The organism is Burkholderia sp. BCC1977, from assembly GCF_905339595.1.
Taxonomy (GTDB): Bacteria; Pseudomonadota; Gammaproteobacteria; order Burkholderiales; family Burkholderiaceae; genus Burkholderia.
This window is the reverse complement of sequence record NZ_CAJPGQ010000023.1, coordinates 63,884-87,388: the sequence shown is the minus strand read 5'-3', so window position 1 is coordinate 87,388 and position 23,505 is coordinate 63,884. Positions and strand designations below refer to the sequence as shown.

The 23,505-nt window shown below is 66.4% G+C and carries 27 protein-coding genes; 16 read left to right on the top strand and 11 right to left on the bottom strand.

The window, feature by feature from the left end; genetic code table 11:
* Positions 1 to 784: 784 nt before the first annotated feature.
* The 10 genes from U5771_RS19970 (at position 785) to U5771_RS19925 (ending at position 9,980) form a co-directional block, all read left to right on the top strand.
* The gene (locus U5771_RS19970) at positions 785 to 1,921 is read left to right on the top strand and encodes a muconate/chloromuconate family cycloisomerase (protein WP_322025576.1); all 1,137 of its coding nucleotides are present in this window, start codon (positions 785 to 787) and stop codon (positions 1,919 to 1,921) included.
* 35 nt (positions 1,922 to 1,956) lie between these two features.
* Complete coding sequence (catC, locus tag U5771_RS19965) at positions 1,957 to 2,247, top strand: muconolactone Delta-isomerase (RefSeq protein WP_322025575.1); 291 nt, start codon at positions 1,957 to 1,959, stop codon at positions 2,245 to 2,247.
* A gap of 74 nt (positions 2,248 to 2,321) precedes the next feature.
* Complete coding sequence (catA, locus tag U5771_RS19960; protein ID WP_322025574.1) at positions 2,322 to 3,266, top strand: catechol 1,2-dioxygenase; 945 nt, start codon at positions 2,322 to 2,324, stop codon at positions 3,264 to 3,266.
* Positions 3,267 to 3,382: 116 nt separating this feature from the next.
* Positions 3,383 to 4,741, top strand: a complete 1,359-nt coding sequence (locus U5771_RS19955) for a Rieske 2Fe-2S domain-containing protein (RefSeq protein ID WP_322025573.1) — start codon at positions 3,383 to 3,385, stop codon at positions 4,739 to 4,741.
* Positions 4,738 to 5,226, top strand: a complete 489-nt coding sequence (gene benB, locus U5771_RS19950; protein ID WP_124497708.1) for a benzoate 1,2-dioxygenase small subunit — start codon at positions 4,738 to 4,740, stop codon at positions 5,224 to 5,226. Before U5771_RS19955 ends, benB begins: the two co-directional genes overlap by 4 nt.
* 39 nt (positions 5,227 to 5,265) lie before the next feature.
* The gene (benC, locus tag U5771_RS19945) at positions 5,266 to 6,288 is read left to right on the top strand and encodes a benzoate 1,2-dioxygenase electron transfer component BenC (RefSeq protein ID WP_322025572.1); all 1,023 of its coding nucleotides are present in this window, start codon (positions 5,266 to 5,268) and stop codon (positions 6,286 to 6,288) included.
* On the top strand, positions 6,285 to 7,061 hold the full coding sequence (gene benD / locus U5771_RS19940) for a benzoate diol dehydrogenase BenD (RefSeq protein WP_322025571.1): 777 nt from the start codon (positions 6,285 to 6,287) through the stop codon (positions 7,059 to 7,061). The genes benC and benD overlap by 4 nt, the downstream gene beginning before the upstream one ends.
* A gap of 116 nt (positions 7,062 to 7,177) precedes the next feature.
* Positions 7,178 to 7,576, top strand: coding sequence for a RidA family protein (locus U5771_RS19935; RefSeq protein ID WP_322025570.1), 399 nt, complete (start codon positions 7,178 to 7,180; stop codon positions 7,574 to 7,576).
* A gap of 287 nt (positions 7,577 to 7,863) precedes the next feature.
* The gene (locus U5771_RS19930; protein WP_322025569.1) at positions 7,864 to 9,000 is read left to right on the top strand and encodes a porin; all 1,137 of its coding nucleotides are present in this window, start codon (positions 7,864 to 7,866) and stop codon (positions 8,998 to 9,000) included.
* Between the two features lie 494 nt (positions 9,001 to 9,494).
* Positions 9,495 to 9,980 (top strand): DUF1641 domain-containing protein, encoded by a 486-nt coding sequence (locus U5771_RS19925; RefSeq protein ID WP_322025568.1) that lies wholly within the window; start codon positions 9,495 to 9,497, stop codon positions 9,978 to 9,980.
* 93 nt (positions 9,981 to 10,073) lie between these two features.
* Here U5771_RS19925 and U5771_RS19920 read toward each other — a convergent pair whose 3' ends face one another.
* The 3 genes from U5771_RS19920 to U5771_RS19910 form a co-directional block, all read right to left on the bottom strand.
* Entirely contained in the window at positions 10,074 to 10,628 is a 555-nt protein-coding gene (locus U5771_RS19920) for a GNAT family N-acetyltransferase (protein ID WP_322025567.1), read from the bottom strand.
* Between the two features lie 203 nt (positions 10,629 to 10,831).
* Positions 10,832 to 11,053, bottom strand: a complete 222-nt coding sequence (locus U5771_RS19915) for a hypothetical protein (protein ID WP_059536799.1) — start codon at positions 11,051 to 11,053, stop codon at positions 10,832 to 10,834.
* Between the two features lie 71 nt (positions 11,054 to 11,124).
* Complete coding sequence (locus U5771_RS19910; protein WP_322025566.1) at positions 11,125 to 11,517, bottom strand: HPr family phosphocarrier protein; 393 nt, start codon at positions 11,515 to 11,517, stop codon at positions 11,125 to 11,127.
* Positions 11,518 to 11,753: 236 nt separating this feature from the next.
* On the opposite strand from U5771_RS19910, the gene U5771_RS19905 reads away from it, so the two are divergent.
* Both U5771_RS19905 and U5771_RS19900 read left to right on the top strand, forming a co-directional pair.
* Complete coding sequence (locus U5771_RS19905; RefSeq protein WP_044843445.1) at positions 11,754 to 12,098, top strand: zinc ribbon domain-containing protein YjdM; 345 nt, start codon at positions 11,754 to 11,756, stop codon at positions 12,096 to 12,098.
* A 46-nt stretch (positions 12,099 to 12,144) separates the two neighbouring features.
* A complete protein-coding gene (locus U5771_RS19900) occupies positions 12,145 to 12,981 on the top strand; it encodes a spermidine synthase (protein WP_322025565.1) in 837 nt (278 codons plus the stop codon).
* A 23-nt stretch (positions 12,982 to 13,004) separates the two neighbouring features.
* On the opposite strand, the gene U5771_RS19895 is transcribed toward U5771_RS19900, so the two are convergent.
* A complete protein-coding gene (locus tag U5771_RS19895; protein ID WP_059452402.1) occupies positions 13,005 to 13,190 on the bottom strand; it encodes a ribbon-helix-helix protein, CopG family in 186 nt (61 codons plus the stop codon).
* Between the two features lie 389 nt (positions 13,191 to 13,579).
* On the opposite strand from U5771_RS19895, the gene U5771_RS19890 reads away from it, so the two are divergent.
* Both U5771_RS19890 and U5771_RS19885 read left to right on the top strand, forming a co-directional pair.
* A complete protein-coding gene (locus tag U5771_RS19890) occupies positions 13,580 to 13,930 on the top strand; it encodes a hypothetical protein (RefSeq protein WP_322025564.1) in 351 nt (116 codons plus the stop codon).
* Positions 13,927 to 14,139, top strand: coding sequence for a DUF2909 domain-containing protein (locus tag U5771_RS19885; protein ID WP_044843449.1), 213 nt, complete (start codon positions 13,927 to 13,929; stop codon positions 14,137 to 14,139). Before U5771_RS19890 ends, U5771_RS19885 begins: the two co-directional genes overlap by 4 nt.
* Positions 14,140 to 14,345: 206 nt before the next feature.
* On the opposite strand, the gene U5771_RS19880 is transcribed toward U5771_RS19885, so the two are convergent.
* From U5771_RS19880 to hyfB, 7 genes are all read right to left on the bottom strand, one after another.
* Positions 14,346 to 14,543, bottom strand: a complete 198-nt coding sequence (locus U5771_RS19880; RefSeq protein WP_322025604.1) for a DUF2970 domain-containing protein — start codon at positions 14,541 to 14,543, stop codon at positions 14,346 to 14,348.
* A gap of 169 nt (positions 14,544 to 14,712) precedes the next feature.
* Complete coding sequence (locus tag U5771_RS19875) at positions 14,713 to 15,228, bottom strand: formate hydrogenlyase (protein ID WP_322025563.1); 516 nt, start codon at positions 15,226 to 15,228, stop codon at positions 14,713 to 14,715.
* On the bottom strand, positions 15,228 to 16,790 hold the full coding sequence (locus U5771_RS19870; RefSeq protein ID WP_322025562.1) for an NADH-quinone oxidoreductase subunit C: 1,563 nt from the start codon (positions 16,788 to 16,790) through the stop codon (positions 15,228 to 15,230). Before U5771_RS19870 ends, U5771_RS19875 begins: the two co-directional genes overlap by 1 nt.
* A 3-nt stretch (positions 16,791 to 16,793) precedes the next feature.
* Positions 16,794 to 18,257: a hydrogenase 4 subunit F gene (locus U5771_RS19865; RefSeq protein ID WP_322025561.1), complete on the bottom strand. Its 1,464-nt coding sequence runs from the start codon at positions 18,255 to 18,257 to the stop codon at positions 16,794 to 16,796.
* Positions 18,250 to 18,909 (bottom strand): formate hydrogenlyase, encoded by a 660-nt coding sequence (locus U5771_RS19860; protein ID WP_322025560.1) that lies wholly within the window; start codon positions 18,907 to 18,909, stop codon positions 18,250 to 18,252. Before U5771_RS19860 ends, U5771_RS19865 begins: the two co-directional genes overlap by 8 nt.
* Positions 18,910 to 19,860, bottom strand: a complete 951-nt coding sequence (locus U5771_RS19855; RefSeq protein WP_322025559.1) for a respiratory chain complex I subunit 1 family protein — start codon at positions 19,858 to 19,860, stop codon at positions 18,910 to 18,912.
* Positions 19,854 to 21,860: a hydrogenase 4 subunit B gene (gene hyfB / locus U5771_RS19850; protein ID WP_322025558.1), complete on the bottom strand. Its 2,007-nt coding sequence runs from the start codon at positions 21,858 to 21,860 to the stop codon at positions 19,854 to 19,856. Before hyfB ends, U5771_RS19855 begins: the two co-directional genes overlap by 7 nt.
* Positions 21,861 to 22,106: 246 nt before the next feature.
* Here hyfB and U5771_RS19845 point away from each other — a divergent pair, with 246 nt between their 5' ends.
* On the top strand, positions 22,107 to 22,874 hold the full coding sequence (locus U5771_RS19845) for a YoaK family protein (RefSeq protein ID WP_322025603.1): 768 nt from the start codon (positions 22,107 to 22,109) through the stop codon (positions 22,872 to 22,874).
* Between the two features lie 169 nt (positions 22,875 to 23,043).
* Positions 23,044 to 23,241, top strand: coding sequence for a ribbon-helix-helix protein, CopG family (locus tag U5771_RS19840; RefSeq protein ID WP_322025557.1), 198 nt, complete (start codon positions 23,044 to 23,046; stop codon positions 23,239 to 23,241).
* Positions 23,242 to 23,505: the final 264 nt, after the last annotated feature.

Genomic DNA, 23,505 nt, shown 5'->3' with positions numbered 1-23,505 from the left:
TCACTACAAGAACGGAACGTTTGCTGAGGATAACGAAGCTCGGAATTGACCTGCGGCACCTTCGTCGATCGACTTTTGCAGGTGAAGAGGCGCTCGATCAGCAGAACTCGCGCTCAGTGGTCGGCAGTGCCCCGAGTCGCTTGGTCCGGTCGACGAGCTTGCTTACGATCAGGTGTCGCACCCTTGCCACACGCCGTAAACAGCGAACGGGTGGGTGCCGAGCGCTTCCTTTCGAAACTTCTCGAGCAAGCCGGGCTACCGATTCGCGGAACCCTTCGTGCTGACGCTGACGTCCACCGGCAACGCAAGACCTGATTGCCGTGGCATCGCGCGTCCTGCAGCAGCTACGGCGTGTGCTGTCAGCTCCTGACGGACGAGGAGCATCGGCGGCGAGCGTCGCTATCCGTATACCGACCGCCTTCCGGTCGTTCGCGGAAACCGACGCCGAAGCCGAAAGCAGGACGGCCAACTCGTTGCGTTCCCATCAGGAAAACCCTAATCACCTCTCGGCAGGCCGCCGGTTTCAGCCGGATTCACCGCGCCCGCAAGCAGTCGTATCCCACCGCCACCCAAGCGATACCCGGACGACGCCCGCGCCCGCTCCAGCAAGCCTCCTGGCCGGTATATCTAGCCAAAAAAGGTATGGTGCACCGCAATATTCGGCGCCTGAAGCCGAATTTCAATACCTCCCAGGTATCAAAAATCGCGCCCAAAAGTATTGGACGCCCCATTTCCCCGCCGCGTATAAATCCGTTCCATGAACTCCCCACACGCAGCGTGCCCCATGTCCTCAGTCACCATCGAACGCATTGAAACCCGCCTCGTCGACCTGCCGACGATCCGTCCGCACAAGCTGTCGGTCGCCACGATGCACGGCCAGACGCTGATGCTGGTGAAGGTGACCTGCAGCGACGGCGTGACGGGTCTCGGCGAAGGCACGACGATCGCCGGGATGGCCTACGGCCCGGAAAGCCCGGAAGCGATGAAGCTCGCGATCGACGCGTATCTCGCACCGGCGATCATCGGCCGGGACGCGACGCGCATCCAGGCGCTGATGGCGTTCCTCGGCAAGCTCGCGAAGGTCAATCACTTCGCGAAGAGCGCGCTCGAAACCGCGCTGCTCGACGCGCACGGCAAGCGCCTCGGCGTGCCGGTCAGCGAGCTGCTCGGCGGCCGCCGGCGCGATCGCCTGCCGGTCGCGTGGACGCTCGCATCGGGCAACACGGCGACCGATATCGCCGAGGCCGAACGGATGCTCGACCTGCGCTGCCACAACGTGTTCAAGCTGAAGATCGGCGCGAAGGCGCTCGACGCGGACATCCGGCACGTGGCCGAGATCAAGCGGGCAGTGGGCGATCGCGCATCGGTGCGCGTCGACGTGAACATGGCATGGAGCGAAACGCAGGCCGCGCGTGCGATTCCGGCGCTCGCCGATGCCGGCTGCGAACTGGTCGAGCAGCCGGTCGCGTCGGCCGCGGCGCTCGCGCGGCTGATGCGCCGCTTCCCGGTCGCGCTGATGGCCGACGAAATCCTGCAGGGCCCGGACAGCGCGTTCGAGATCGCGAAGCATCACGGCGCGGACGTGTTCGCGATCAAGATCGAGCAGAGCGGCGGCCTGTTCGCGGCACAACGCGTCGCGGCGATCGCGGACGCGGCCGGCATCGAGCTGTACGGCGGCACGATGCTCGAAGGCGCGTTCAGCACGGTTGCGTCCGCGCATCTGTTCGCGAGCTTCGCGAACCTGCAGTGGGGCACCGAACTGTTCGGACCGCTACTGATTACCGAGGAAATCCTCACGACCCCGCTCGACTACAGCGATTTCGAGCTGACCGTGCCGACCGGCCCGGGCCTCGGCATCGAACTCGACGAAGCGAAGGTCGCGCGCTTCACCCGCGACGGGCTGACGAAAGTCGCCCGCTAACCCGCGCTAACCCGCTCACGTACCAGGACATCACGATGCTTTTCCACGTACGCATGGACGTCAACCTCCCGGCCGACATGCCGGCCGAGGTGGCCGACGAGATCAAGACCCGCGAGAAGGCGTACTCGCAGGACCTGCAGCGCAGCGGCAAGTGGCGCCACATCTGGCGCATCGCCGGCGAATACGCAAACTACAGCGTGTTCGACGTGTCGGGCAACACCGAGCTGCACGAGATCCTGACCGGCCTGCCGCTGTTCCCGTACATGAAGATTTCGGTGACGCCGTTGTGTCGCCACCCGTCGTCGATACGCGACGGCGACGTTTGAGCCACGGCGCCGCCTCTTCCGCGACAGCGAGCACCCCGGGTCACCTTTCCCCAAATACACGTGGAGACACCATCATGAGCGTCAAAGTTTTCGAAACCAAGGAAGTGCAGGATCTGCTGAAGGCCGCGTCGAACGCGGGCGCGAACGGCGCGAACGGCGGCGACGCGCGCACGCAGCAGATCGTGCTGCGGCTGCTCGGCGACCTGTTCAAGGCGATCGACGACCTCGACATCACGCCCGACGAAGTGTGGGCCGGCGTGAACTACCTGAACAAGCTCGGCCAGGACGGCGAAGCGGCGCTGCTCGCGGCCGGCCTCGGCCTCGAGAAGTATCTCGACATCCGGATGGACGCCGAGGACGAGGCGATCGGCCTCGACGGCGGCACGCCGCGCACGATCGAAGGCCCGCTGTACGTCGCCGGCGCGCCGGTGCGCGACGGCGTCGCGAAGATCGACCTCGACGCGGACGCAGGCGCGGGCCCGCTGGTGATCCACGGCACCGTCAAGGATCTGGACGGCAAGCCGGTGGCCGGCGCGTTGGTCGAGTGCTGGCACGCGAACTCGCACGGCTTCTATTCGCACTTCGACCCGACCGGCGTGCAGAGCGATTTCAACCTGCGCGGTGCGGTAAAGACGGGCGCGGACGGCAAGTACGAATTCCGCACGCTGATGCCGGTCGGCTACGGCTGCCCGCCGCAGGGCGCGACGCAGCAGCTGCTCGACCGCCTCGGCCGCCACGGCCACCGCCCGGCGCACGTGCACTTCTTCGTGACCAGCGACGGCCACCGCAAGCTGACGACGCAGTTCAACATCGACGGCGATCCGCTGATCTGGGACGACTTCGCGTATGCGACGCGCGAGGAGCTGATCCCGCCCGTCACCGGCAAGACCGGCGGCGCCGCGCTCGGGCTGAAGGCCGACGCATACCAGGACATCGAGTTCAACTTCGTCCTGACGCCGCGCGTCGAGGGCAAGGACAACCAGATCGTCGAACGCCTGCGCGCTTCCGCCACGGCATAACCGCCCGACGGCACGGCGGCGCGCAGGCGCCGCCGCCGGCCGGGTCCCCGCGAGATTCAATCGACACCGATGCGAGCGTGCTTGCAGGACCCGGCACGCGCACAGGAGGAACCAACATGTCCGCCACGATCGACCCCACCACCGAACTGGACCACCTGCTCGCCACCGCCGTGCAGGACGACAAGGAGGCCGGCGTTTTCCGCTGCCGCCGCGACATCTTCACGAACGAGGCGCTGTACGCGCTCGAGATGAAGCACATCTTCGAGCGCAACTGGGTGTACCTCGCGCACGAGAGCCAGATCCCGAACAACAACGATTACTACACGACGTGGATCGGCCGCCAGCCGATCGTCATCACGCGCGACAAGACCGGCGAGCTGCACGCGGTGATCAATGCGTGCGCGCACAAGGGCGCGATGCTGTGCCGCCGCAAGCACGGCAACAAGGGCAGCTTCACGTGTCCGTTCCACGGCTGGACCTTCTCGAACACCGGCAAGCTGCTGAAGGTGAAGGACGAGAAGACGACCGAGTATCCGGTGCAGTTCAACACGCACGGCTCGCACGACCTGAAGAAGGTCGCGCGCTTCCAGAACTATCGCGGCTTCCTGTTCGGCAGCCTCAGCGACGACGTGCTGCCGCTCGAGGACTACCTCGGCGAGGCGCGCGTGATCATCGATCAGATCGTCGACCAGGCGCCGGACGGGCTCGAAGTGCTGCGCGGCAACTCCACCTACATCTACGAAGGCAACTGGAAGATGCAGATGGAGAACGGCTGCGACGGCTATCACGTGAGCACCGTGCACTGGAACTACGCGGCGACGATGGGCCGCCGCAAGGAAGACGGCACCAAGGCCGTCGACGCGAACAGCTGGAGCAAGTCGGTTGCGGGCGTGTACGGGTTCGACCACGGCCACATCCTGCTGTGGACCAAGACGATGAACCCGGAAGTGCGGCCGGTGTATCAGCACCGTGAAGAGATCAAGGCGCGCGTCGGCGATGTGCAGGCCGACTTCATCGTGAACCAGACGCGCAACCTGTGCGTGTACCCGAACGTGTTCCTGATGGACCAGTTCAGCACGCAGATCCGCGTGGTGCGTCCGCTCGGGGTCGACCGGACCGAAGTCAGCATCTTCTGCTTCGCGCCGAAGGGCGAGAGCGAAGCCGACCGCACGACGCGGATCCGCCAGTACGAGGACTTCTTCAACGTGACCGGAATGGGCACGGCCGACGACCTCGAGGAGTTCCGCGCATGCCAGGCAGGCTACGCGGGCATCACGGCGATGTGGAACGACCTGTCGCGCGGCGCGCCGCTGTGGGTCGACGGGCCGGACGAGAACGCGAAGAGGATGGGGCTGAACCCGCGCATGTCGGGCGAGCGCAGCGAGGACGAAGGGCTGTTCGTGTGTCAGCACGAACACTGGGTGCACGTGATGCGCGATGCACTGAAGCAGGAACGCGGGGAGGTGGAAGCATGAACATCGATTACCGGACCATCTGCGCGGCGCTGTATCGCGAGGCGCGCCTGCTCGACGATCGCGAGTGGGACGCGTGGCTGACCTGCTACACGGAAGACGTCACGTACTGGATGCCCGCGTGGGACGACGACGACCGGCCGACCGACGATCCGCACAGCCAGATCTCGCTGATGTACTACGCGGATCGCGGCGGCCTCGAGGATCGCGTGTTCCGGATCAAGACCGAGCGCAGCGGCGCGTCGACACCCGAGCCGCGCACCAGCCACAACGTGACGAACGTCGAGGTGCTGGCCGAGCGCGACGGCGAGGTGGACGTGCGCTACAACTTCCACACGCTGAACCATCGCTACCGCGTGACCGATCACTTCTTCGGCACGATGTTCGTCACGCTGCGCCGCTCGGGCGACGCGCTGCTGATCTCGAACAAGAAGATCGTGCTGAAGAACGACTACATCCGTCAGGTGCTCGACGTGTACCACGTCTGACGCCGATTGTTTCGACCAGTAACACAGGGAGACGAGGTCATGTCCACCTACAAGATTGCACTGAACTTCGAGGACGGGGTCACCCGCTTCATCGACTGCAAGGCCGGCGAGAAGGTGCTCGATGCGGCGTTCCGCGCGAAGATCAACCTGCCGATGGACTGCTCCGACGGCGTGTGCGGCACCTGCAAGTGCCGCGCGGAAAGCGGCAGCTACGACCTCGGCGACGACTACATCGACGACGCGCTCACCGAGGACGAGAAGGACGGCGGCCTCGTGCTGACGTGCCAGATGGTGCCGCAAAGCGATTGCGTGATCGCGGTGCCGACGTCGTCGGTCGCGTGCAAGACCGGCCACGGCGCGTTTGCCGCGACCGTGACCAGGGTCGAGCAGCACAACGACGCGGCGATCGTGCTCGAGCTCGACGTCGACGCGGCCGCACCGGTGTTCCTGCCGGGCCAGTACGTGAACATCGGCGTGCCGGGCAGCGGCCAGCACCGCTCGTACTCGTTCTCGTCGGCGCCGGGCGACACGAAGGTCGGCTTCCTGATCAAGAAGATTCCCGGCGGCGTGATGAGCACGTGGCTCGAATCGGCCAAACCCGGCGACACGCTCGAACTGAACGGGCCGCTCGGCAGCTTCTACCTGCGCGACGTCGCGCGGCCGCTGCTGTTCCTCGCGGGCGGCACGGGCCTCGCGCCGTTCCTGGCGATGCTCGAGGTGCTCGCACGCAGCGGATCGCAGCAGCAGGTACACCTGATCTACGGCGTGACGCGCGATCTCGACCTGGTGCTGGTCGACGCGATCGAAGCGTATGCGGCGAAGCTGCCGAACTTCAGCTTCGCGACGGTCGTCGCCGATGCGGCGTCGAGCCACGAACGCAAGGGCTGGGTCACGCAGCACATTCCGGCCGATGCGCTGAACGACGGCGACGTGGACGTCTACCTGTGCGGGCCGCCGCCGATGGTCGACGCGGTGCGCCAGTACTTCGACGATCAAGGTGTGAAGCCCAACAGCTTCCACTACGAGAAGTTCACCCCGAACGTGACGGCAAAGGCGGCATGACCATGCAACGATTCTCCGGAAAGGTCGTGGTCGTCACCGGCGCGGCGCAGGGCATCGGCCGCGGCGTCGCGCTGCGCGCGGCGGCCGAGGGCGGCCGCGTGCTGTTCGTCGATCGCGCGGATTTCGTGGCCGAGGTGGCCGCCGAAGCGCCCGGCGGCAACACGGCGGGCTTCGTCGCCGATCTCGAGACCTACGAGGGCGCGCGTGCGGCGATGGCGTGCGCGGTCGCGACGTTCGGCCGGATCGACGTGCTGATCAACGGCGTCGGCGGCGCGATCCGGATGCGGCCGTTCGCCGAGTTCGAGCCCGAGCAGATCGACGCGGAAATCCGCCGCTCGCTGATGCCGACGCTCTACAGCTGCCACGCGGTGCTGCCGCACCTGCTGGCCGGGGGCGGCGGCACGATCGTCAACGTGTCGTCGAACGCGACGCGCGGGATTCGCCGCGTGCCGTACTCGGCCGCGAAGGGCGGCGTCAATGCGCTGACGGCGGCGCTCGCGATGGAGTACGCGGAACACGGCATCCGCGTGGTCGCGACCGCGCCGGGCGGCACCACGGCGCCGCCGCGCCGCGTGCCGCGCAATGCGGCCGGCGACAACGCGCAGGAGCAGGCCTGGATGGCCGAAGCGGTGCGGCAGGTGACCGATTCGACGTTCTTCAAGCGTTACGGGACCCTCGATGAACAGATCGCGCCGATCCTGTTCCTCGCGTCCGACGAGGCGAGCTACATCACCGGCACGGTACTGCCGGTGGCGGGCGGCGATACGGGTTGAGCGGTGCGCGAGCCGAACCGCGTGCCGCTTCAGACAGGTGCGCGTCGCCGCCAGGCGCGCGCGCCACGACCATCGAACAACCGGCCGGCGCCGACACGCCGGCCACGGAGACACTCATGCCCAAGCGCGAAGCGATCATCCCGGCCGGAATGGAAGCCGTGTACGAAAAAATCGGCTATGCGCCGGCGATCAAGGTCGGCGATACCGTCTACGTGTCAGGCCAGATCGGCCGGGATGCGGCAATGCAACTGGTGAAGAGCCGCGAAGCGCAGATCGTGCAGGCGTTCGAGAACCTCAAGCTGGTGCTGGAGGCGGCCGGCGCATCGCTCGACGACGTGGTCGACCTGACGACCTTCCATACCGACATGCGCGACCTGCCGCTGTTCATGGAGGTGCGTGACCGCTATTTCCATGCGCATCCGCGGCCCGCGTGGACCGCGGTCGGCGCGCACATGCTCGGCGGCTCGCCCGGCTATATCGTCGAAATCAAGGCGGTGGCCGTGTTGGCGGATTGACGCGCGGCGACTCATACACGTTGCAGCTCGAAGAATGGAACCATGCAACAAGGAGACTTCCCCCGGTCACATTCCTCATTTACCGGCATGCCGCGCATCGCACTGCATGTGCGGCGTCCCGTCCAGTCGTGTCTTTCTGGCTTCGCGCCCGCATTTCGGATCGACGGCCGATCTTCGCGATCGTCGTCGCGATCCGGAAGCGCCGGGATATGAATCGATCCGCTTTACGTCGATCGATTAGTCATACGTACAAATAAGCAGCATTCCTATTCAGGTTTGGAGACAGCATGAGATTTCAGCATCTCGTTGGCGGAGCTTTGCTCGGATTCGCGACGACCGGTTTTGCACAAGGCAGCGTGACGTTGTACGGCGTTCTGGACACGGGCGTCGAATACGTGTCGCACGCGAACGCCCAGGGCAAGGGCATCGTGCGGATGCCGTCGATCACCGGCGAGTTGCCGTCGCGCTGGGGGCTGCGCGGCTCGGAGGATCTCGGCGGCGGCTACAAGGCCGTGTTCGCGCTCGAAAGCGGCATCAACGTCGGCAACGGCACGATGGGGCAGGGCGGCCGCCTGTTCGGCCGGCAAAGCTGGGTGGGGCTCGAAAGCCCGTACGGCACGCTGTCGTTCGGCCGCCAATACACGATGACGTACTACGCGGTGCTCGACTCGGACCTGCTCGGTCCGAACATCTACGGGCTGCCGTCGCTCGACGCGTACATTCCGAACGGCCGCGCGGACAACGCCGTCGCATGGCGCGGCAAGTTCGGCGGCGTGACGGCCGGCGCGATGTATTCGTTCGGCCGCGATTCGGCCGGCACCGGCAACTCGCCGGGGCAAGGCACCTGCGCGGGGCCGACGCCGGGCGACATGACCACGTGCCGGTTGTGGTCCGCGATGCTCAAGTACGACTCGACGGCGTTCGGCATGGCCGCGTCGTACGAGGAGCAGCGCGGCGGCGGCGCGACCGCGGCCGCGAACTTCTTCGACGGCGTGAAGGCGGTGCCGCTCACGTCGAACGGCGACCGCGACGACCGCGCGCAGGTCAACGGCTACGTGAACGCGTTCGGCGTGAAGGTCGGCGGCGGCTGGATCGGCCGCTGGGTCGACACGGGTGCTTCGGGCGGCCCGAACCTGCATTCGAACATCTATTACCTCACCGCGAACTACTACGTGACGCCGGCGTTCCTCGTCGATGGCGGCGTCTATCACGTGAACGTGTCCGGCCAGGATGCGCGCGCGACGCTGGGCGCGCTGCGCGGCACCTACTTCCTGTCAAAGCAGACGGCCGTGTACCTGCAGGGTGCGTACCTCGCGAACAGTGCGCACGCGGCATTCACGGTCAGCGCCGGCGGCGGCGGCACGACGCCCGCGCCGGGGCAGAACCAGGTCGGCGTGATGGCGGGGATTCGCCACATGTTCTGAGCAGGCGATGGCGGGGCGGGGGCACCGTCGGTCGCGTTGCGGCGGGCCGTGTGTGCGCACATGGCGCAGTCATGGCCGGAGATCGGCGCCGCTTTCCGCTTTCCGGATGTCGATAGCGTTATGCAACTAACGGTCATCCGCATTGTCGCCGCCCACTCGGATCCGCACGCGCCGTGGTGACATGCGTTGCCCGGCGCCGCACCATGAACCCGCTTGCAGGAGGTGGCCGGATCCCTCGCCGCGTGGTGCGTGCGCCATCGACGACGCGCACGTCGGCCGTTGACTGCTCGCGCCATCCGTTACGGACGTTCGCCGGCAGCGGACTTCCCGGATGCTTGTCATTTCGATCGCGCGGTTGCAGAGTAAAGCGGTCCGGCGGCGGCACGAGCGACGTGCCGGTCGCCGTACGTGCGCGTACCGCGCCGGGTCACCGGGTCGGGCGTCCGTGCGACGTCGACGGCGTGGCCGCGCGACGCCCCAACCGGAGACCGCTGATGACCGATCGTCCCTCTCCCGACACGACGCCTCCGCCCGCAGAGCCCGATGCGCATCACGCGCTCGAAAGCCTGCTCGGCAGCCTGCACCGACATGGCTTCCTGCGCTTCGCGAACGAAGTCGTCAGCGCAAATGCGCAGATGGCCGAGGTGTTCGTCGGCGCGTTCGACAAGCCCGGCATGCAGTGCGGCATGCAGAATCTCGCCGCGCTCGTGACGGCGCTGTCGCGCATTCCGCCCGAGCAGTTCGGCAAGGCGGTATTTGCGGCGGCCGACGCGATGCATCACATCGGCGCGTGGCAGCCGGCCGAGCACGAACACGTCGCGCCCGGCGTGCGCGGCGCGTACCGGCTGCTGCACGACGAAGCGCTGTGGGATGCGCTGACGCCGTTGCTCGAAGGGTTGAAGGTGTTCGCGCAAGGGCTTGCGCGCGAGCCGCGGAACCCGGCGCCTTCCGCGGTCAGCGAAAAGCCGGCGGATACGTGACGGCGGCGGGCGCACCGACCCGCGGCACACGATGGTTGCGATGGCTTGCGATCGCCGCGCGTGCCTTCGTCGGCAGCGACGGCGCCGCCGCGCTTACCGGCACGCGCGCGAAAACAGCAGCGAATCGGCATCGTTGAAGCGGATCCGCACCGGATCGGCATACCCGGCCTTCTCCGCGACGCGGATCGACGCGGCGTTGGTCGGCGCGATCAGGCATACGCTGCGTTCGAACCGGTTCTGCGCATCGAGCCAGCCGAGCGCATGCGACAGCGCCTCGGTCGCATAGCCCTTGCCGTGCGCCCAACTGGCGAGCGCCCAGCCGGCTTCCGGTACGCCGCGAATCGACGGCTCGACCGCGCGGTGGAAGTCGGCGAAGCCGAGATCGCCGACGTAGCGGCCCGATGCCTTCTCGCGAATCGCCCAGTAGCCGTAGCCGAGCAGCGGCCACAGCCCGCGATACGCGAGCAGCCGCATCCAGGAGTCGCGCGTGGCCGACGGCTCGCCGTTGAAGATGTGCGCGACGACGACCGGCTCGGCCCACATCGCGGCGAGCGCGTCGAAGTCGCCGAGCGGATGACCTTCGAGGATCAGGCGGGGGGTGTCGAGAACCGGCGGGGACGTGACGGGCGGCAGGGCGCTGAATGTCATCGGGCGTTCCATGAGGAAAGGAAGGCGGCGCCGCGCGCCGCGCTTGGGCCCCGTACGATACCGCGGAAACCGCGGTGCGGCCGGAAATCCCCGCCCGCGGCGGGGAATCCGGCGGCATCGCACGGATGGCGTTCGCCGTCGTCCGACGCTGCCGGCGCGGGCGGGCAGCCGCGTGACGGCATCGCGCCCGTGCCGGCCGGTTCCTACTTCCGGCTCTTCAGGAAGCTGCGCCCGTGCGCGGTGATCGACGCTCCGGAACGGCCGTTCGCGGCATGGCTGACGAAGCCCGCGCCGACGAGTTCCTGCTCGACCGACCAGCCAAGCGCCGGCGCATCGCGGCCGTAGCGCACATCGGCGAGGCGCTCGAGCGCCCAGATCGCGGAGGCCGACAGGTTGGGGGTGTTGGACGTGACGTTGTCGTTCATCGCTTCCTCGGAGAGTGGTGATTCAGGGTGAACGGCACGAGGCCGTGGGAGCGGGAGCGGGCGACGCGGCGTCAGCCCGCCTGCAGCAAGGGCAGCAGCGCATGGAGCGCGGCTTCCTCGTCGGGGCCGGTGGCGAGCACCTGCGCGGACGTGCCGCCATGCATCTGCAGCGCCGCGATGGCCATGGCGTCCTTCGCGCTGCCGCTGAGCCCGTTGGCGAGCAGCAGGATGTCGCTTTCGAAGCGGTGTGCCGCCACGACGATCGCATCGCGGGACGCGATCGCGCGGCCGCGGTTCCACGCGGGGCCGATTTCAACGTAGACGACGGTTGCCACGATGGGATCAGCCTCGGGGAAAGTCGCCGGAACGGCGCGCAATGGCCGGCCGGCAGCACGGCGGGATCGCGCGCGGCGCGGCGTCCCGACGGGGCGCCGGGCGTTGCGTGCCCGGTGCCGGCGCAGCATTCATCTCGAACATGTCGACATCCTCAGCGAAACCGCCATCAAGTCCGGCGAATGATCGAAAGTGGACGATTATAATACGGCAGCCGGTTTATGTGTATTGCATTATAATGTTGTGTGCGTGATGCCCGGCCCGTCGGTCTGTCGACGGCTGCGCGACACGCGCTGCCCGGGCCGCGCGCTTGCGTGCCGGGCATTTTTGATCGATTGACCCGAACTCCCACTGAATGGAAGCTGCAATGAACGCCGCCCCCGCCTGCCCGCAATGCGCGATGGAAAACACCTACCCGGACGGCACGCTGTACGTGTGCGCGGACTGCGGCCATGAATGGTCGGCCGGCGCCGGCGCCGAAGCGGGCGACGAACCGGCGGGCGACGTCGTCAAGGACGCGAACGGCAACGTGCTGTCGGACGGCGATTCGGTCGTGCTGATCAAGGACTTGCGCGTGAAGGGTTCGTCGATCACGCTGAAGATGGGCACCAAGGTCAAGAGCATCCGTCTCGTCGGCGGCGATCACGAAGTCGATTGCAAGACCGACATGGGCGGCTTCATGCTGAAGGCCTGCTATCTGAAGAAGGTATGACCGCACGCGGTACGAACGACTCTCCGATCAACCGGGCCTGCCGAGCATGAGCGAGGATCGAATTTCCTATGACGCGTTCCTGCGGTTCCTGGCGATGCCGTTGAACGACGGCCGTCCGTTCGTGCTCGAGACGAAACACGCGGTGTCGCTGCACTTCGACCACTTCGGCACGCAGAGCTTCATGTCGCTGAAGGATCCGGTCAGGCTCGAACTCGGCTATACGCGCGTGATGATGGGCTTCCTGCTGCTGCAGCCGGTGCCCGCGCGCATCTGCATGATCGGGCTCGGCGGCGGATCGCTCGCGAAATACTGCTATCGGCACCTGCCCGACACGGCGATCGACGCGGTCGAGATCAACCCGGACGTGATCGCGCTGCGCGACGTGTTCAGGATTCCGCAAGACGACGCGCGCTTCGTGGTGGTCTGCGCGGACGGCGCCGACTACGTGGCAAGGCCGGAGGTTCAGACGGACGTGATCCTGCACGACGCGTTCGTTGCCGACGGCATGCCGGGCCGCTGCACGGGCAGCGCCTTTTTCGATGCGTGCCGTGCGCGGCTGAGCGAAACGGGCGTGCTCGCGATCAACTTCATGGACGACGATCCGGCGTTGCCGCGGCATCTCGAGCAACTGCGCGCGGTGTTCGACGATTCGTACGCGCTGGTGCCGTGCGGCGACGACAACAACTTCATCGCGTTCGCGTGGAAGAACGGCAACCCGCTGCCGTCGCTGCGCATCCTGCTCGAGCGCGCGCTGGGGTTCGGCTCGGCCGGCGAGCTCAAGCTGTCGTCCACCGCCCGGCGCATGAAGGCAGGGGAGTGCATCGATCCCGCGCGGCTCGTCTGGCGCGCGCGTGAACATGCGCGATGGGAAATCTGCGCGTGACGGCGCCGTGGGTTCGACCGCGCCTACTTCACCCGCTTGCCGAGCGCGCTCTTGGTCTTGTACGTGACGCCGTGTTTGTCGAGATATTCGCGGATCAGTTGACGCACGACTTGCGACGGCGTGAGATCCTGCTCCGCACAGAGCATTTCGAACGCTTCTTTCTTGGCCGGGTCGATCAGGACGGTCAGGCGGGCGGTTTTCGTTTCCATCGTGAGGCGGGGGTGGTGGATATGTTAATCAAATTATAATGCATCCGCTTTCGGTGTCATGTCCTGATGCGCCGATGCGGTGCGGGCGGGCTCGACACCGGCGTTCGCGTCACGCGAACCGGTCGTCATCACGGGCAGGGCCGCGAGCATTACGCCGCGCGGGCCGCCCGCGCAAGGCGCCGCGTGCTCGAATCATCCGCAACACGTGATAACGAGATTATCATGCTCTGATAGTCGCTTTAAGTACAATGTCGGTCTGCACTGCCGGTCCCGGCTTGCCCGGGTGGCGCCTTCGCGCCGCGCGACCGGTTGCCTCTGCTTCCGGTGCCACGCGGCCCGCGTGCGCCGCTACTTCGCTGCTACTTCGCCGCCACTTCGATATCCGCCTCATGACCCCGATCAAGTTCGTCCTCCGCTACACGGTGATCCCCTTCGCAGCCATCGTGGCCGTCGTGGTGTGGGCCGTCGTGCCGTCGTCGAAAGAGATCGACGCGCGGCAATATGCGGCGCTGTCGCGCGGATACGCGAGCTTTCCGCTACCGTTTCGACATGAGATATCGGAAGCGATGGAGCAGGGGCGGATCAGCGACCGGCATTACCAGACGCTCGTGCGCGATTCGCTGGGTAACGGCGTGGCGCTGGACTGGCCGGCGTCGGGTGTTGCCGACGTCGCTGCCGAGCGGCAAAGACTGACCGAACTGCTGAAGGCCGATTCCGGCCTCGAGGAACATCAGAAATGAAGATTGCGCTGGTTTCGGCGGCTTTCGTAATGATTATCGGAAGCCTGGTTTTCGCGCTGTATTTCATGAATCACGACCGCGGCGGGAGCAAGCGGATGGCGTGGTCGCTGGCGGCGCGCGTCGGGTTGTCGATCACGCTATTTCTGTCGCTGCTGATCGCGTACCGGCTCGGGTGGATCGAACCGACGGGGCTGCCGATCGGGCGGTGATGCGCGGCATTCCCGCACGAGCGTCGATCGGCGCGGCCCGCCGGCGCTGACCCGGATTGCAGTGCGACGCGCGAGAACCGGCTGATCGAGCCGCGCGATCCGATCGCACCGGGCATGCCGGTTTTCACGCCGTCGTGACGGGTCATGTGCCCAACGTGGCCGGTTCGATTGTGCTTGCGACATCGCGCATGCGTGGCGGCGAACCGTCAACCCACGACCCAATGAACGACCAATAGCAGCACCGCAATGAATGCGCCAAGCGCAACGAGTGCGGCAATGACCACGGCGAACGGGTTGAGTTGCGTTGCATCCGCTTCGAGATTTTTTCGTTTGTTGATGCCGAGAAACGCCAGGAAGACCGCGCGGAACGCGCGAACCATCTGGTCTTTACCTTTTTCAGCCATACCGTTGTCCTTCGTCTCAATAAAAAATTCAGGGATAACGCCCGGCGCGAAGCGCGCGAGCATCGCGTATTCGTTCGCACGCGGATCGTTCAGTTGCCTTGCGCGGGGGGCCGACTTCCGTTCGAACCACACGGTAGCGCCGACTGACGGATTGCCACGGGCATTCGCTTCAATCTCCGCGTGCTCGGCAAGCGGTCAAAATGCCGCGCAGCAAATCGATCGGAGGGGGCGGACATCCGGGGATGGTCACATCGACGGGCAACACCGACGAAACGGGGCCGCACACCGCATAGCTGTCGGCGAAGATGCCGCCCGTGCATGCGCACTCGCCGGCCGCGACGACGAGTTTCGGCGCCGGCGTGGCGTCGTACGCGGCAAGCACGGCGGCCTTCATGTTCAGCGTGACGGGGCCGGTCACGAGCAGCAGGTCCGCATGGCGCGGGCTGGCGACGAATTTGATCCCGAGCCCTTCGATGTTGTAGTACGGGTTGTTCAGCGCGTGGATTTCCAGTTCGCAACCGTTGCACGAACCCGCGTCGATCTGCCGGATGCACAATGCGCGGCCGAGGAGGTCGAGAATGTCCTGGCGAATCTGCTGCGCCTCATGTCGCCAGGCGGGCTCGATGGCCGGCACGGGTTCGTCTGGAAATTCGGTGCGCGCGAATTGACGGATGAGTTGCCACATCAGAGATCGTGCCCCGCGTAGTTCAGGTTGAACGATTTATTGATCAGCGGGAAATCGGGAACGATGTTGCCGATGATCGCGTGCTCGAGCGCCGGCCAGTTCTGCCAGGACGGATCGTGGCAATGGCAGCGCGCGATGGCATCGCCCGATGCGGTCTCGAGCGCGACGAATACGTCGCCGCGCCAGCCTTCCACCCAGCCGATTCCCCTCGATGGCGCCGCCGCGGGCGTGACGCCGGCGGCGATCGGCCCTGCCGGGAGATTCGCCAGCAGTTCACGGATCAGACGCAGCGACTCGTCGATTTCGGCAAACCGCACGGCGACCCGCGCGGCGACATCGCCGCGCGCATCGCTTGCCGCCTGGACGGCCAGGTCGCGGTAAGGGGCCGGCCGCAGGTTCGCGCGCACGTCGAATGTCTGGCCGCTGGCGCGGGCGGCCAGGCCGCGCACGCCGAAATGCGCGACGACGTCGGCGTTCAACCGGCCGGTGCCGAGAAACCGGTCCTGCAGCCCGGACTGGTCCTCGTAGATCTTCCGCAGCACGTGCACGTCGCGTGCGATGCGTTCGCACTGTCCGGTGAGGACGGCCGCGTCCTCCGGCTCGATGTCGACGGCCAGCCCGCCCGGCACGATCCGGTCCATCAGGTATCGATGCCCGAAGACGCCGTCGTTGGTCCGTATCCAGTTCTCCTTGAGCCGCGAGAACTGCGCGAGACCGAACGCGAATCCGGCATCGTTGCCGAGCGCGCCGAGGTCGCCGAGGTGATTGGCGATGCGTTCGCGCTCGAGCAGGAGTGCGCGCAGAACCAGCGCACGCGCGGGCACGGCCGTGCCGCATGCCTGCTCGAGCGCCATGCAATAGGCCCACGAGAACGCGACGGTTGAGTCGCCGGCGATCCGGCCCGCAACGCGATGACCGTTCGATGCGGCCGTCCGTTCGAACAGCCGTTCGACGCCGCGGTGCACATAGCCGAGTCGTTCCTCGAGCCGCAGCACCTTTTCGCCGACGACCGAGAACCGGAAATGGCCCGGCTCGATGGTGCCGGCGTGGATCGGCCCGACCGCGATTTCGTGCACGCCGTCGCCGGCAACCTGCACGAACGGATAATCCGCCTCGCTCGATTCGAACCGCTCGATGCCGGTGGCCTGCTTCTGCAGCGGAAAGTAGTCGCCGGGCCAGTTGCCGTGATTGAGCCACGCTCGCGTGTCGCGCGCATCGCGCGCGCGCAGGCCGGTCAGGTCGAAAATCGCGCGCTGCATGCGCGTGGCGGCGGGAAACACGCCCGCGAGATCGGGATAGTCGCCGTCGGCCCGCGGTGCCTGCCCGGTCGCGAGACGGACCCATAGTACGCCGTCGTCGCATTCGTACGCCGCGTGGACCGAACATACGCGCTCGGGCGTTTCACCGCCCCACATCGCGACGAGCCGGCTTCCATCCATCCGCGCGGCATGCGCGATGTCGAGCCACCGCGGTTCGTCGACGTCAATCACGGTAGCCGGAACCTGGCCTGCCTCGTGCCGGAGGCGAGTCGAGCCGTCCGCCTGAATCAAGTCGAGTCGCATCGTTCATCCTGCCAGCATCGTTGCCGCCTGGCGGTACCACATCGCCAGATAAGGCGGCACGTACAGACCCAGCATCAGGCCGAGCCCCAGATGCACGAACACCGGCAGCAGCGCCGGCCGGTGTTCGAGCGGCGTCGCCGTCGTCGTTTCGCCGAACACCATCCGCTGCACGCGCGCGAAGATCGCCGCGAACGCGACGGCGAGCCCGAGCAGCAGCAACGGCGCGGTCCACGGAAGCGTGTTCATGGCCGTCGTGACGATCAGGAATTCGCTCGCGAACACGCCGAACGGCGGCAGGCCGAGAATCGCAAGCGCGCCGAGCATCATTGCCCAGCCGACCGCCGGGCTGACCTGCAGCAGCCCGCGAATGCCGTCGATCGCCTGCGTGCCGGCCTTCTGCGCGGCATGGCCGACCGCGAAGAAGATCGCCGACTTGACGAGCGAATGGACCGTCATGTGCAGCAGCCCGGCGAACGTCGCGATCGGGCCGCCGAGCCCGAACGCGAACGTCATCAAGCCCATGTGCTCGATCGACGAATACGAGAACAGGCGCTTCACGTCCTTCTGCCGGAACAGCGAGAACGACGCGATCAGGACCGACACGAGCCCGAACCCGACCAGCAACCGCCCCGGCAGGCCATTGCCGAGCGCGCCGTCGGCCAGCACCTTGCAGCGCAGCACCGCATACAGCGCGACGTTCAGCAGCAGGCCGGACAGCACCGCCGAAATCGGTGTCGGACCTTCGGCATGCGCGTCCGGCAGCCAGCTATGCATTGGCACGAGGCCGACCTTGGTCCCGTAGCCGACCAGCAGAAACACGAAGGCGATCGACACGATCGTCGGGTCGAGCTGGGTGCGGACGGCGGCCAGGCTCGTCCACAGCAACGCGTCGCCGTCGGTCAGTTGCCGGCTCGCGGCGAGGTACAGCAGGATCGTGCCGAACAGCGCCTGGGCGATGCCGACGCCGCACAGGATGAAGTACTTCCATGCGGCTTCGAGGCTCGCGGCGGTACGGTAGACGCTGACGAGCAACACGGTGGCGAGCGTGGCGGCTTCCATGGCAACCCACAGCACGCCGACGTTGTCGGTCAGCAGCGCGAGCAGCATCGCGAACATGAAGAGCTGGTACATGCTGTGATAGAGCCGCATTCGCGCGGCCGTCATCCGGCCGCGGGCTTCCTCGATCCGCATGTAGGGCCGGGAAAACAGCGACGTCGTCCAGCCGACGAATGCCGTGAGCGCCACGAGATAGACATTGAGCGGATCGACGAAAAACGCGCGTCCGAATGCGAACGACGGGCCGTGCTCGACGGTGCGCGCGGCAAGCACCAGGGTTGCCGCGAACGTCAGGAAGCTGAAGCCGACGTTCAGGTGGCGCGCGACCCGGCTCGGCCGCACGCAGGCAAGGCACGCCGCTCCCGCGAGCGGCAGGCCGAGCACGGCGAGCACGACGTGGGCGTCATTCATCTTTGAGTTTCTCGAGGTGATGGATGTCCAGGCTGTCGAACTGCTCGCGAATCTGGAACATGAAGACGCCGAGAATCAGGATGCCGATCAGCACGTCGAGCCCGATGCCGAGTTCGACGATCATTGGCATGCCGTTGGTCGCGGCCGCCGCGGCGAAGAACAACCCGTTTTCCATCGACAGGAAGCCGATCACCTGCGGAATGGCCTTGGCGCGCGTGATCATCGCCATGAACGACAGCAGCACGCACGCGAGCGCGATGCCGAGCGTGCCGCGTGCGACCGAGGTCGCGAGCTGGCTGATCGGCGCGGCGACATTGAACGCAACGATCACGAGGACGATGCCGATCAGCAGCGTGGTCGGAATATTGATGAGCGGCTCGACGTCGGTCTTGACGTCGAGCCGGCGTACGAGCCGATACAGGAACCACGGGATCACGCTGACCTTCAGCACGAGCGTCAGCCCGGCGGACACGTACAGGTGCACGTCGTCCGTGACGAAGCCGAGGATCAGGTTCGCCGACACGAGCGCGACGCCCTGCAGCGTATAGAGATGGATCAGGGACAGGATCCGGCGCTGGCTCAGCATCGCGAACGACAGCATCAGCAGCACGGCCGCGAGGAAGTTGATCAGCTGTGTCGCGTAGCCGTGCATTCATGCCCCCAGCAGCAGGTGGACGAGCATGCCGATCACGGCCAGCAGGAAGGCCGTCGCCAGGAATTCCGGCACCCTGAAGATGCGCATCTTCGCGTTGGCCGTTTCGACCACGGCGAGCGCGACACCGCCGGCCGTCAGTTTGACGAAGAGCACCGGCACCGCCAGCAGCAGCGCGACCGGATCGCCCGCATTCGCGATACCCCAGGGTACGAACAACGCGAGACCGATGCACGAATACGCGAACAGCTTGAGGCTTGCCGCCCACTCCATCAACGCGAGGTGCCGTCCCGAATATTCGAGGATCAGCGCCTCGTGGATCATCGTGAGCTCGAGGTGAGTGGTCGGATTGTCGACGGGCAGCCGCGCATTTTCGGCCAGCGCGACCAGCGTGAACGCGATGCCGGCGAACGCCAGGCTCGGATAGATCGTGAGCTCGCCGCGGCCGAGCGTCGCGACGATGCTCGTCAGCAGCGTCGACTGCGTGATCAGCGAGGCCGACAGCAGCACCATCAGCAGTGCGGGCTCCGCGAGGAAGCCGATCAGCATTTCGCGGCGGGCGCCGAGCGTGCCGAACGCCGTGCCGACGTCCATCGCCGCGAGCGACAGCGTGACGCGCGCGAGCGCAAACAGGCCGACGAGCGCGATCGCGTCGGCGGCGGGCGACAGCGGCAGCTCGATCGACAGCGTCGGCACGATCGCGCACGCGAGCGTCATGGCGGCCCAGACGACATAGGGCGCGCCGCGGAACACGGGGCTCGTGCCGTGCGCGATGACCGATTCCTTGTTGAACAGCTTGTGGAGCATCCGGTACGGTTGCCAGATGGACGGCGCACGCCGGTTCTGCAGCCAGGCGCGGCATTGGTTGACCCAGCCCGTGAGCAATGGCGCGGCCGCGATCGCGATCACGATTTCGAGGGTCTGCGAGATGACGCCGGACAGGGTTACCATCGTCTCACCAACATCAGAAGCACGATCAGCACGACGAAACTGTAGGTCAGGTAAACCGCGATCTTGCCCGTCTGCAGGCGACCCGCCCAGTCGGCGGTGCGTTGCGTCAGTGCCGCGATGCGCGCGTAGAGTGCGGACCAGGTGCGATCGGTCACCGACACCCGGTAGGCCGGCTGTGCGTCGAACGGCGACGGCAATTGCCGCTCGATGTGCAGCAGCGGCGCGAAGATTTCGCGGATCGGCTGCCCGAATCCTTCCGCCGTATCCTGCATTCGCGCGGTCGTGAACGGGAAGCCGCAGCTCCATGGCGCCGCGCGTCGCAGCCGGCCGTGATAGAAACGCCGCACCAGCACCCACGCGAGCCCGCAGCATGCGATGAAGAACAGCATGAACGCCGCCGGCATGTAGCTCGCGCGAGCGGCCGACACGGGCGCGAACAGCAGCCAGCCATGATTGTCCGTGCCGACGCCGGCGCCGACCAGCGTGTGCGTGACGCGATCCAGCAGCTTGACGAACTGCGCGGGCATCAGCCCGAGCAGCACGGTGGCGGCCGCGAACCAGCAGAACGCGAGCCGTTCCCACGTGTTCGCGTCGCGGGCGCGGTTCAGCTTCGCTTCTCTCGGTTGCCCGAGGAACACGATGCCGAAGAACTTGACCATCGTGTAACCGGCCAGCGCGGCCGACATGGCGATCAGCGCGGCGGCGATCGGTACCGTCATGGCGAGCACCGAATCCGGCAGCCGCGGCGCGAACAGAAAGCCCTGCAGCAGCAGCCATTCGGCCACGAAACCGCTCAGCGGCGGCAGGCCCGCGCTGGCCGCGACGCCCGCGAGCACCGCCCACGCGGTCCACGGCATGAAGCGAATCAGCCCGCCGAGCCTGCCGAGATTGCGCTCGCCGGTGGCGTGGAGCACGGCGCCCGTGCCCAGGAACAGCAGGCTCTTGAATGCCGCATGCGCGACGATCTGGTAGAGCATCGCGGTCAGCGCGAGCGCGGACAGGCTCGTCATCCCGTACGCGCGAAACAGCACCGCGAGACCCAGCGCGACGATCATCAGGCCGACGTTGTCGATCGACGAATAGGCGAGCAGGCGCTTCATGTCGACCTGGATGGTGCTGAACACCACGCCGAGCAGCGCGGTGCCGACACCCGTCATGATCAGCAGCACGCCCCACCACGCGATCTGTACGTGCAACAGGTCGAACAGCACGCGCAGCAGGCCGTACAGGCCGACTTTCAGCACGAATCCGCTGAGGAGCGCCGAGACCGGCGACGGCGCCGCGGGATGGGCCTCCGGCAGCCACACGTGCAGCGGGAAGATGCCGGCCTTCGCGCCGAACCCGACGAGCGCGAACAGGAAGGCGAACGACGCGGGGAGGGTGTCCAGCGACTGCGCGCGCAGGTTGGCGAAGGTGTAGTCGCCGGTGCGCGCCTGCAGGATGCCGAAGCAGAGCAGCAGCGCGAGCGCGCCGACGTGCGAGATCAGGAAATACAGATAACCCGCCCGGCGAATCTCGCCGATCCGGTGGTTGGTCATGACGAGAAACGTCGCGGACAGCGTCAGCGTTTCCCAGGCGACCATGAACACGTATGCGTCGTCCGCGATCAACACCAGGGCAATGCTTGCGACGCAGGCGTGGTACTCGAAGCAGATCAGCCCGGGCGGGGATCCTTCGCCCTTGCGGAAGTAGCCGGCTGAAAAGGCGCCGATCCCCGTGCTGACGAGGCCGAGCACGAACAGGAAATAGCCGGACAAGCGGTCGAGACGCAGGTGAAAGGGCAGGCCGGGAAGCCCGATCGGCAGCACCGCGGCAGACGGTTCGGCAAAGATGCCGGCGAGGCCCGCGGCGCCGACGAGCAGCCCGACCAGCGCGCCGAGCGGAAACAGGCCGTGGGCCACCAGCCGCGTGCGACGCAGCGCCCCGAACCCCAGCGTGCCGACCGCGAGCCACGCGGCCACGGCCAGCAGGACGAAATGGACGACCGGCACGGGTGCCATCCGGAATGTCTCCAGTACGCTCGGGTTGGACGAGGTGGTTGGAACGGCCGTATTTCCCGCGACCTGCTCCTGCCCGCATTATGACACCGAAAAACCAATCCGGATAACAAGGTATGATAATGCGGTTATCATCAAAATCTCATCGTTCCCCGTGCGGAACGGGCGGCCGGGGCGGTGTGTCGCGGCGCGCCGGGCTTTGCCCGGGGCGTCGTTGTCTCCCGATCCGGGCGAATGAGGGAAGATCCTATGCCAGCGCAGTACTTCCGAAGCCTGACGGGAAAGCACCGCAGCGCGGCCGCGAACCGTCAGCTCGGGTTTTCGCTTGCCTTTGTCGCCGGCGCAACCAATGCCGGCGGTTTCCTCGCGGTCAGGCAATACACGTCGCACATGAGCGGGATCGTGTCCGCGATCGCGGATCAGACCGCGCTGGGCGACATCCGGCTCGTGCTGGCCGGTGTGGGTTCGCTCGCGTCGTTTCTGGTGGGCGCCGGCTGCTCGGCGGTGCTCGTCAACTGGGGGCGCCGCCGCGGCCTGCAGAGTCAGTATGTGCTGCCGTTGCTGGTCGAAGCCGCGCTGCTCCTCCTGTTCGGGCTGCTCGGCAGCCACCTCGCGCTGTGGGAAGCGTTCTTCATGCCGGTCACGGTCATCCTGCTGTGCTTCATCATGGGGCTGCAGAACGCGATGATCACAAAGCTGTCGGGGGCGGAAATCCGCACGACGCACATGACGGGCATCGTGACGGACCTCGGGATCGAACTCGGCAAACTGTTTTACTGGAATCGCTCGAATGCAGACGTGCACGCGCATACGGTGATCGCCAACCGCGAGAAGCTCAGGATTCACGGAACGATGCTGGCGTCGTTTTTCGTCGGAGCGCTGGCTGGCGCAATCGGCTTCAAGCATGTCGGCTACGTGTCGACCGTGCCGCTTGCCGCGATGCTCGTCACGCTGGCGATCGTGCCCGTTGTCGATGACTTGCTCGACTATCTCTATCGGCTTGACCGCAGGTCATGAGCCCGCATAAGGTGACGCGAAACCCGACTTCGCCGGGGCGGCGGCGGATCCTGCCTGAAGTGCCGTCGCCGAGCCTGATCGGCACGCGTGTGCCGAATGCCTTTCGGGGTTGTACGCAAGGGCCGATGCATTGTAATCAAATTAACATATTCGCCGACTCCGTCCTGCAATGGAAACGAAAACCGCACGCTTGACCATCCTGATCGATCCCGCCAAGAAAGAGGCGTTCGACATGCTCTGCGCGGAGCAGGACCTGACGCCGTCGCAAGTCGTGCGGCAGTTGATTCGCGAGTATCTCGAACAACACGGCGTGAGCTACAAGACGAAAAGCGCGCTCGGCAAGCGGGTGAAGCGAAGCGCGGGCTGAGTTCGCAAGCCGTCCAGACGTCGATTTCCCAGTGTGCATGCCCCTGCGCATGCCAGACCAACCGCTCCGGATCGAGGCGCTGCCCCGCCATCATGCGCCGAGCGGTTGACGACAGTTCGAGTTCGCCGGCAAACGCACACGAGCGCACGCGTTCGAACGGAGCGCGCGTCGATGGCAAACGAAGCGGCCCTTTCCAGGCGAAAGCGACGAAATTGCTGTCGTCGTCGGCTCGGCGGCGGTTCACGCGTGAAGTCCCGCCTGAGT